Annotated in this window: 8 protein-coding genes; 5 read left to right on the top strand and 3 right to left on the bottom strand. The window is 53.1% G+C overall.

Annotated elements, in window-relative coordinates:
• Positions 1 to 1288 precede the first annotated feature (1288 nt).
• Positions 1289 to 1513 (bottom strand): hypothetical protein, encoded by a 225-nt coding sequence (locus DESAC_RS14830; RefSeq protein ID WP_013707874.1) that lies wholly within the window; start codon positions 1511 to 1513, stop codon positions 1289 to 1291.
• Positions 1514 to 1782: 269 nt separating this feature from the next.
• Between DESAC_RS14830 and DESAC_RS14825 the strand changes: the two genes are divergently transcribed.
• Both DESAC_RS14825 and DESAC_RS14820 read left to right on the top strand, forming a co-directional pair.
• Positions 1783 to 2352, top strand: coding sequence for a GNAT family N-acetyltransferase (locus DESAC_RS14825; RefSeq protein WP_013707873.1), 570 nt, complete (start codon positions 1783 to 1785; stop codon positions 2350 to 2352).
• Positions 2353 to 2669: 317 nt separating this feature from the next.
• Entirely contained in the window at positions 2670 to 3836 is a 1167-nt protein-coding gene (locus DESAC_RS14820; RefSeq protein WP_013707872.1) for an exo-beta-N-acetylmuramidase NamZ family protein, read from the top strand.
• A 28-nt stretch (positions 3837 to 3864) separates the two neighbouring features.
• Here DESAC_RS14820 and radA read toward each other — a convergent pair whose 3' ends face one another.
• Positions 3865 to 5247, bottom strand: a complete 1383-nt coding sequence (gene radA, locus DESAC_RS14815; protein ID WP_013707871.1) for a DNA repair protein RadA — start codon at positions 5245 to 5247, stop codon at positions 3865 to 3867.
• A gap of 51 nt (positions 5248 to 5298) precedes the next feature.
• Positions 5299 to 6006, bottom strand: coding sequence for a potassium channel family protein (locus tag DESAC_RS14810; protein ID WP_013707870.1), 708 nt, complete (start codon positions 6004 to 6006; stop codon positions 5299 to 5301).
• Positions 6007 to 6187: 181 nt separating this feature from the next.
• Between DESAC_RS14810 and DESAC_RS14805 the strand changes: the two genes are divergently transcribed.
• The 3 genes from DESAC_RS14805 (at position 6188) to DESAC_RS14795 (ending at position 9416) form a co-directional block, all read left to right on the top strand.
• Positions 6188 to 7276, top strand: a complete 1089-nt coding sequence (locus tag DESAC_RS14805; protein WP_041284019.1) for a magnesium chelatase ATPase subunit I — start codon at positions 6188 to 6190, stop codon at positions 7274 to 7276.
• On the top strand, positions 7228 to 8166 hold the full coding sequence (locus tag DESAC_RS17075; protein WP_148231261.1) for a vWA domain-containing protein: 939 nt from the start codon (positions 7228 to 7230) through the stop codon (positions 8164 to 8166). Before DESAC_RS14805 ends, DESAC_RS17075 begins: the two co-directional genes overlap by 49 nt.
• A gap of 320 nt (positions 8167 to 8486) precedes the next feature.
• The gene (locus DESAC_RS14795) at positions 8487 to 9416 is read left to right on the top strand and encodes a DNA-methyltransferase (protein ID WP_013707869.1); all 930 of its coding nucleotides are present in this window, start codon (positions 8487 to 8489) and stop codon (positions 9414 to 9416) included.
• Positions 9417 to 9431: the final 15 nt, after the last annotated feature.

The raw sequence follows: 9431 nt of genomic DNA, 5'->3' as shown, positions 1-9431 counted from the left end.
TTAGTTACCGGAAAACGCCTTAGCCCGTGAGAGATGCTAAGCTTTACAAGTAAGATTGAATCTCTGGTTTGTTTGTATGATGAGTGGCTTGATAACTTATATAAAAACAGTGAGCAGTGAGCCGTGAGCCGTGAGCCGTGAGCAGCAAAAACATTATTGTGAGCAGCCGCCACGATTCTGTTTTTATGCTTCGTTGTGTTCGGCAGAACATGTGCACTTGTATAAAAACAGTGAGCCGTGAGCCGTGAGCCGCAAAAACATTATTGTGAGCAGCCGCCACGATTCTGTTTTTATGCTTCGTTGTGTTCTTGAGAACATGTGCACTTATATGAAAACAGTGGGCAGTGGGCAGTGAGCAGAAAAAGCATTATTGCGAGCCGCCGCCACGGTTCTTTTTTCATATTTCGTTGTGATCACCAGAACATGACAATTTATATGAGGGTCTTGCAAAAATCGCCTTCTCAACCCTGACCATCCTGAGAGAACCGTAGAATCTATTTTTTTCACCCTGTCAAAAAGCTTTGCGGGATCAAGGATGATAGAAACCTTTTCACAAGGGGCTCATATAACAAGCGATATTATAGGTAGAGAGAAAGACCGTGTATATTATTTTAATATATTTTTCTGTAAATTATTTATCTGTCAGTGCCTTCTGAAAAATCCTCCTATCGGCAAATCGGCTGTGTGACGATCAATGGGCGCACAATGGTAGATGATGATTAGTAATGGAGCAGAGAGAACTACCCCGATCAAGATGGGTTCCTTTATATGATTATTTTAATAATCAGTCAAAGACGCTGAGGCCGGATTTAGAGTTAGTGAGGACTCAGGGGCAGTTTGGCAGATCCGGCTTGAGCAAGGCAGAAAGATTAGAGATAAAAAGAACATAAGTAACTAGTTAAAAACACGTTTAGGAAAATTGTGTAATGGTTACGGCAGGTAAACCGGATAGTAGATCCTGACGGAAAATTTTTTGGACCAGACCTAATCTCTTATTTTCGGCTATTTTCGCAACGAGGGAAAAATTATCTTATGAAAAAAAGCTAGAATACTAATAATTAAAAAGAAAATTCTTTAAAAAAATTTTTTCCGGGAGAGCAGGTGGGACAAGGGATTATCAATCCAGGCTTTCAGGAGGGATGGTCAGGCTAAAAATGGTATTTTTACCAAAATAGTGGGGCATTTTTAACACACCAGGAAACGATTGCTTTTCGACCACAAGTCGACAAACGGAGGCGTCTGGGCGCCTTGCCGATAATCCTGCATGTTTGGCACCCAACCCTCCCGCTCAGAAACCGGCAGGCGGCAACGGTTCATACCCGGCCTTTTCGGGAGGGCTGAGATGGCCAAAGCTCGGTAAACTTTCATTCTGACCAGACCAGCGCACTGGTGGACCGAACTCGCCCCCATACTGGGACCAGAGCCGCAAGACTACCTGCTTGCGCTCCACCAAGGGGAGGCTGAAGTAAAAGTCACTGAGCATGAGCGTGCTGATAATCTCTCTAAGATGCATAAAACATCCTCATTCAAGGTTACTTATTCATTAGTGCAATAACAATGCCATAATCTCTTTACTCGTATTCGGGCAATCTACTGGCCGTAATCTGCGAAACGTATCAATCCGAGAAACAACTTCTGGCTGGTGGTAGATTTTTCTCAAAGTGACAAGGCTGGCAAACCCACCAGCCTTGCTTGGCCGCTGGTTTCCGGGAGCGGGTGATATTGACATTCTGTGGCGATGAGCTATGATACAAAACAAGATCATGTAATACGGGGTCGGCAATGATTAATTATGCCACGTATCGAAAATTTGTGACGTTGCGTAGCGGCCAGCGGGTCATGTTCAGGCTTCTAAATCAGCAGGACCGGGATAATCTGCTGAGACTCTTTATGGAAGCACCGGAAGAGGACATTCGGTTTCTGAAACAAGATGTTAAGAATCCGAAACTTATTCAATCCTGGATTGACCATATCAACTATCAGAAGGTGCTGCCCCTGGTGGCGGTTAATATGGAAGATAACGGTCTGATGGCGGACGCTACCCTCCATCGAGGCAAACATGCCAGCAAGCATATCGGCGAGATCCGGATTTTTGTCTCACGTCCTTATCGCAATCAGGGTTTGGGTTCGCTCATGCTTGACGAACTCATCAATCTGGCGAAACTGGAGAATGTCCAGATTTTAAAAGCTGAAGTGCTTACCGACCATCGGGGGGTCATGAGGGCCTTTAAGGCCAAAGGATTTGAGATGAAGTGTATCCTCGATGATTTCTTTCTGCGCCGGGACGGTATGACGCACGACGTCGCCCTGCTCATACGGCCCGTGGTGCGTCGCGAGGAAGCAGAGTTTTGAGTAGTCCCTCCGATATCCGATAATAATCAGGAGGTTCTATGGTTTCCGGTTACTTATTGCAGGGGCGGGTCTGAGACCTACCCCTATCGGGTGGGCCTGCCGGTATTGCAGTGCTGTAGGGCGGGAAAGCAGAGCCCATCCGGCCTTCTGGAATGCTCCGACACACATTTTCATGATTCGCGGGTGACCCGTGGGTAATGGCCATTATCAAGAAATCGAGGTTTTTCAATGTAGGGTGGGCACCGCCCACCATTCCTTACAGGGCAGGGAAGTAGGGTCAAAATCACCTGGCAAGAAGCGACGTGGGGTGGGTTTACATGGCGGTTAGGACCGGTCTGGAGCAGATTTTGGCCCATCCCCCTTCCTGGCTGCCTCGGGTCCGTTTGGGGTTATTAAGCAACCAGGCGGTGGTGGGCTGTGGCTTGCTACCTAGCTGGCGATTGCTGGCTCAGAGGTTTCCTTCCAGTCTTCGGGCGTTGTTCAGTCCGCAACACGGCCTCTGGGGCGAGAAACAGGATAATATGATCGCCTCGGTTGACTGCCGCGAGCCGGTCACCGGCCTGCCGGTCTTCAGTCTCTATGGCGAACGCCTGCAGCCTTCTCCCGAAAATCTAGACTTGATCGATGTTTTATTGGTTGATTTACCTGATGTAGGGACCAGAGTCTATACATTTGCCGCCACAATGGCCTTGGCGATGCAGTCGGCGGCCCAACTGGGGAAAAAGGTGATCGTTCTGGACCGGCCCAACCCTATCGGCGGGGTCCAGGTGGAGGGAAACCTTCTCAAATCTGACATGGCCTCTATCGTCGGTCCCTATCCCCTGCCGATGCGCCATGGATTGACTTTAGGGGAACTGGCCCGCTATTACAATCAAATCCACGGGATCGGCTGTGATCTGGACCTAGTCCCGGTGCAGGGATGGGACCGGTCTCAGTATTTTGACGTTACCGGCCTGTCCTGGGTGATGCCATCGCCCAATCTGCCCACTTTGGACACGGCCATCGTCTATCCCGGGCAGGTCCTGTTGGAAGGGACCAACCTCTCGGAGGGGCGGGGCACGACCCGGCCTTTCGAACTGTTCGGGGCACCGTTTATCAATCCTTTGGTGTTAAAGGATGCGTTGCTGGCCGACTATGAGCTTCCCGGGGTCATTCTGCGAGAGACCTTCTTTCAACCTACCTTCCACAAATGGGCCGGTGAGGTCTGCGGCGGTTTCCAACTCCACGTCACCGACCGCCGGCTTTATAAGCCTTACTTCACTACCCTGGTCATCCTGCAGACGATAATCCGGCTCTATCCCGACCATTTTCAATGGCGGCAGCCGCCCTACGAGTATGTATACGACCGTCTACCCTTTGATCTTTTGACCGGTGATCCGGCTGTCCGAGAAGGGCTGGAGGGTCATATCCCGGTTACAGAATTGGAACAACAGTGGGGGGGTGGCCTGGAGGAATTTCTCGAGGTGCGTCAGCACTATATCTGATTATCGCACTTCTTGAGGGCAAGGAGGATTATCTGTCCGGCGGAAACAATCGCCGCAGTGCCTCCCGAACGCTGCTGATTTCGAGTATCTGCAAGTCCTTGACACTCCTTAGCTGATTTCTCTGTCCTTTAGCCAGCAGGGCGCGCCGGAAGCCTAATTTAGCCCCCTCCTGCAGACGCACTTCGGTCTGGGCGACGGTGCGCACCTCTCCGGTCAGGCCCACCTCCCCGAAGATCAGGGTATCGGCAGCTACCGGCCTCTCCCAAAGAGAGGATGTCAGGGCGGCGATGATACCTAAATCAACGGCCGGTTCGGTCAGGCGGATGCCTCCGGCCACATTGACGAAGATATCCTGATTGCCAAAGGCCAGCCCCACCCGTTTTTCCAATACTGCCACCAAAAGCGACAGACGTCCGGCGTCCACGCCAGCCGCCTGGCGGCGGGGCATGCCCAGACTAGAGGGAGTAACGAGGGCCTGGACCTCCACCAGGATGGGTCGAGAGCCTTCGATACTGGCCACCACCACCGAACCCGGCGCCTCGAGAGAGCGTTCCGACAGAAAGAGGGCCGAAGGGTTGGTCACTTCGGCAAGTCCAGTCTGACGCATCTCAAAGACGCCTAACTCCTGGCCGGGGCCGAAGCGATTCTTGACCGTGCGCAGCAGGCGGTAGGTGTGAGAGCGGTCGCCTTCAAAATACAGCACCGTATCCACCATGTGCTCCAGGAGTTTCGGGCCGGCGATGGCGCCTTCTTTGGTGACGTGGCCGATGAGGAAGATCGGGATGCCGGAGCGTTTGGCCAACTGGACGAGCTGAAAGGCCGTTTCTCGCACCTGAGTAATAGAACCGGGGGCGGCCGGGAGACTGGCGGCATATAATGTCTGAATGGAATCAAGCACTAGATAATGGGGTTTTTCGGAGTCGAGCAGCTTTAAAATATTTTCCAGGCAGGTCTCAGTAGCCACCAGGAGCCTGGCGGAGGTTATACCCAACCGGTCGGCCCGGAGCTTTAGTTGACCCGCGGATTCCTCTCCGGAGACATAGAGCCCGATAAACCCGCTGCCCGAAAGGCGATCCAGGACCTGCAACATCAAGGTGGATTTTCCAATTCCGGGGTCGCCGCCTAACAGCACGACCGATCCTGGGACTACTCCGCCTCCCAAGGCTCGGTCAAACTCCCGGCAGCCGCAGGGACGGCGTTCCTCCTGAGAGGGGCTGAGGCTGATCAAGGGAGTGGGGCGGCTGCGAACGGCAACCTGGTCCGGGGTGCGCCGATAAGGAGGCTCAGGAGAAACCACTTCTTCCACCAGGGAGTTCCAAGCCTCACATTCCGGGCACTTGCCCAGCCATTTGCCGGTCTGAAAGCCGCAATTTTGGCAGATGAACAGGGTACGAGGAGGTTTTGGGGTCATTATGTCACCCGGTCTATCCTCATGAAAAAACGTCCAGGATCATTTTCATGGCTAATCCTGGCTTTCCAGCTTCTCGGCCGAGATAGCCTGGGCAATAAACCTCCCAACCAGCCAGGCCATCAAGATAGCGACAAAAAACTGGCCCACCACGGCCTCCACCACCGTCAAAATCCGGGCCATAGGGGTGAGCGGCAGGATGTCGCCCATGCCGACCGTAGTGATAACGATCAGGCTGTAATAAATGATATTGCTCTCAAAGATATTGAAGGAATCCATCCGGAGCGGCAGTGGAATGCTCAAACTCTGGGGATTAAAGGTGCACAAGAGCAGGTAGGCGTGAGTAAAGGTGCAGGCAATAATTAAATACGCCACCACCGCGGCGAAAAGGGTGTCCAGGGTTACTTTAATTGTCTGAAAAATATATGACAGGATGCCGCCGATACACAATAATAAGAGAAGCATATTGCAGATGATCGTCAGTCTGATAAACAGCAGCCGACCTTCTGGACCGATCTGGGTCAGATAAATGCCATGGCATATCGCCGCCGCGGCAAACAGCAGCCAGAAGAGCCAGCGCCATCGCACCGCGCCTACGGTTGAGAGAGAAACTAACAGAACATTAAGCAGGAGAAATCCGGAGGCCAGTTCCAGGAGCCACCGATTCCCAAAGGATGGTAGGAAGAAAAAGGCAAAAATTATATAGAGCGCCAGTTGCAGGAATTTCAAATTTTTAATTAATCGCCAGAAATTTACCAACATAGCATTTCCTTCCAGGATTTTTCGTACCGCGCTCCAAGGTGATTAATCGTAACCACAAAATCTCATTAAACCGGAGGAGTTGTCAAGCTCTGACCGATAGACCGAGACTATTTGGCATTATTTGTCTCTGGCGCGATTATTCTCTCATTGACTCCCCGGCTGCATGAACTAAAATAATAATATGCGATCACAGCCGCTGATATTTCCTTTTACCGCCTTAGTGGGCCAGGAAGATTTAAAGCTGGCCTTACTCCTCAACGCAGTCAATCCTACCATCGGCGGGGTCCTCATCCGGGGGGAGAGGGGCACCGGCAAATCTACCGCGGTGCGGGCCTTGGCGAACCTGTTGCCCGAAATAGAAGTAGTAGCCGGCTGTGTCTATGGCTGCCATCCCCAGGGTATTGACGGTCTCTGTGATGACTGCCGGAATCGCCGGGTAGCGGACAACGGCCTGCCGGTGGAACGCCGGCCGGTACCGGTAGTAACCCTGCCTTTGGGGGCGACGGAAGATCGGGTATTAGGGACATTGGATCTGGAGGCCGCCCTGCACGCCGGCCGCAGACGATTCGAACCGGGGCTGTTGGCCCGGGCTCATCGGGGCATCCTCTATATCGATGAGGTTAATCTTCTAGAGGACCACCTGGTAGACGTGCTCCTGGACGTAGCCGCCTCGGGGGTCAACGTGGTGGAGCGGGAATCGGTGTCGATCTCGCACCCGGCCCATTTTCTGTTGGTGGGTACTATGAACCCGGAAGAGGGAGAGTTGCGCCCCCAGTTGCTGGACCGTTTCGGTGTCTGTGTGGAAGTCAAGGGTATCTCAGACGCCGCGGCCAGGGGGGAGATCGTACGCCGGAGGCTGGCCTTTGAAGCCGACCCGCTCGGGTTTATCAGGGCTCAGGGGGAGAACGAAGCCGCGTTGAAACGGCGGATAGAACAGGCGAGGGCGTTGCTTCCCGAGGTGCAGGTGGGGGAAGCGGAGCTGGGTCTGGCGGTTCGCTTGGCTCTGGCCCTGGGAACCGAAGGTCACCGGGCGGACCTGACCACTATCCGGGCGGCGGCTGGCCTAGCGGCGCTGGAAGGGCGGCGGGTCATAACCCTGGCAGACGTAAAACGCTGTGCCATCTTGGCTCTGCGCCATCGCCTGGCCAGGCATCCTCTGGATGATGAAGAAATTAGTACGGACAGACTCATCGAACAGGTAGAGGCCGCGGCTCAAACCGAATCGAAACAGCCGCCCGCCCCAAGCCCAACGGAAAAAAAAAGCCCCTGATCAGAGAGGCACCGATCTCGGACGGGGCCCAGATCTTCGCCTGTCCACCCGCATTTCAGCTGAAGCACCTGGAATTTTACTTTCCCCGCGTCTCTCAGGGTAAACGGGGCCGGAGATTAGCCAACCCCACCCAGAGCCGCCATGGCCGCTATGTCAAACCCCGCCTGCCGGATGGCGGCAAGCCGGACCTGGCCCTCGATGCCACCCTCCGGGCTGCAGCCCATCGCCACCCTGGCGTTTATACGGACGGCCCCCGCTTAACTCGAGAAGACCTGCGCTATAAACGTCGGGCCGGTAAGACTCAAGCCCTGCTGCTCCTGGTGGTGGATGCCAGCGGTTCCATGAGTGCCCAGCGCCGCATGGCTGCGGCCAAACAGATCGCCCTGTCTTTTCTGGTGCAGGCCTATCAGCGCCGGGACCGGGTCGGCCTGATTGTCTTTCACGGCGCCAGGGCCCGGATACTCCTGCCGCCTACCGGCAGTGTTGCCCTGGCCCGGAAAAAACTCCGGGTGCTGCCCACCGGCGGTAAGACTCCGCTGGCGCATGGGCTGGCATTGGCCTATCAGGTAGCTGTCCGCGAGTTGCGCCGCAGCCGGAGCCTGATTCCCATCATCGTGGTCATCTCCGATGGCAACCCCAACGTCGCCTGTTTCTCGGAAGACCCTAAGGCCGATGCCTTTAAAGCTGCTGCGGCTATTGCCCGCCGAGGGGTGCCGGCCCTCTTCGTCGACACCAACACCAACTTTATGGAACACGGTCTGGGCCTGGCCCTGGCCCGAGCGCTGCACTGCCCCTATGAACGCTTTGAGACCCTGGCGGCGGGATTGGGGCTGTCGCATCTGTTGGCCAGATCCGGCCGGCAGGAGCTATTCTACTGGTCGCCGGATTGAGGCATGAGCTTTGGCAAGGGAGTAATCCCTTGATAATTATTATTCTTTAAAAAGCCCCTCCAAACCATGAGAATCATCTACGGGTGGCACAGGCCGTATTACCAATATAAAATTTATCTTTCACGCATCCGGCATTCCAGCAATTCGTTATCGAAAACAGATTCAATCTGTAGGGGCGAATCTTGTATTCGACCCAAACAACTCTATGTCTTCATGTTGGCCAATCCTGTAATTAATTTTGGCCAAGGGCGGATCTTGTATTCGACTCAAACAACTCTGTGTCCTTCAATTTCCACAACATGGCAGAATGAAAGTCGATTATGAAAAAAGGGTCCAAGACCAGCACCTTCGGTACTCACGCGAGAATTAATCATGACTCATCCGATTATTATGGGTCGAGGCTTTATTCGGAGTTGCCTGCGAGTAATACCCACGATGTCCCCGGTGAAAATGATTTCCCGGTGGCGTATGAGAACAGTATCATACTCGGCAGTTCAGAAAATATGACTTTAATACCGGATAATTCGCTGCACCTGATGATCACTTCTCCCCCATACAATGTTACCAAAGAATACGACCAGTATCTATCTCTCAAGGAATATCTGCAATTATTGCAAAGGGTATTTTCTGAAACGTATCGGGTATTGACTAACGGCGGAAGGGCCTGCGTCAATATAGCAAACTTGGGGCGTCAGCCATACCTTCCCCTTTCGGACTTTGTTTCTGCAATTATGCTGGAAATCGGTTTTCAGATGCGCGGAGAAATCATCTGGAATAAGGGCGCCGGTGCAGGGGTATCTATGGCCTGGGGGAGTTGGCGATCGGCCTCAGCCCCGGTTTTACGGGATGTACATGAATATATCCTGGTCTTTGCGAAGGGTTCCTTCAGGCGCAAAAAACCCCGGGGTAGAGAGAATACCATTTCGAAAGAGCAATTTATGGAATGGACCAAATCAATATGGACGATGAACCCCGAGTCTGCCAAAAAAGTGGGGCATCCGGCACCCTTTCCGATAGAATTACCCTATCGTCTCATTCAACTATACACCTTTACCGAGGATGTCATACTAGACCCCTTTATGGGCAGCGGCACGACAGCTATTGCGGCCCTGAAGGCCGGAAGGAAATACATCGGGTATGAAAATAACCCGGAGTATGTAAAATTGGCTGAAGAAGGATTGCGTCTTTTAAGCCAAAGGGATCTTAAAAGTGAGCCTTTCCCGATTTCTGCCACTTTTTTTACAAAATGAGCTTGGGAAACAGGG

Source organism: Desulfobacca acetoxidans DSM 11109 (genome assembly GCF_000195295.1).
Taxonomy (GTDB): domain Bacteria; phylum Desulfobacterota; class Desulfobaccia; order Desulfobaccales; family Desulfobaccaceae; genus Desulfobacca; species Desulfobacca acetoxidans.
Note: the sequence above shows the minus strand (reverse complement) of the source record. Positions and strands in the feature narration are given on the sequence as shown.

Bases quoted from the DNA above. Each gene is read 5' to 3' on its own strand.
- radA (WP_013707871.1), bottom strand. From the start codon at position 5,247: ATGACCCCAAAACCTCCTCGTACCCTGTTCATCTGCCAAAATTGCGGC.
- DESAC_RS14830 (WP_013707874.1), bottom strand. From the start codon at position 1,513: ATGCATCTTAGAGAGATTATCAGCACGCTCATGCTCAGTGACTTTTAC.
- DESAC_RS14810 (WP_013707870.1), bottom strand. From the start codon at position 6,006: ATGTTGGTAAATTTCTGGCGATTAATTAAAAATTTGAAATTCCTGCAA.
- DESAC_RS14805 (WP_041284019.1), top strand. From the start codon at position 6,188: ATGCGATCACAGCCGCTGATATTTCCTTTTACCGCCTTAGTGGGCCAG.
- DESAC_RS14825 (WP_013707873.1), top strand. From the start codon at position 1,783: ATGATTAATTATGCCACGTATCGAAAATTTGTGACGTTGCGTAGCGGC.
- DESAC_RS14795 (WP_013707869.1), top strand. From the start codon at position 8,487: ATGAAAAAAGGGTCCAAGACCAGCACCTTCGGTACTCACGCGAGAATT.
- DESAC_RS14820 (WP_013707872.1), top strand. From the start codon at position 2,670: ATGGCGGTTAGGACCGGTCTGGAGCAGATTTTGGCCCATCCCCCTTCC.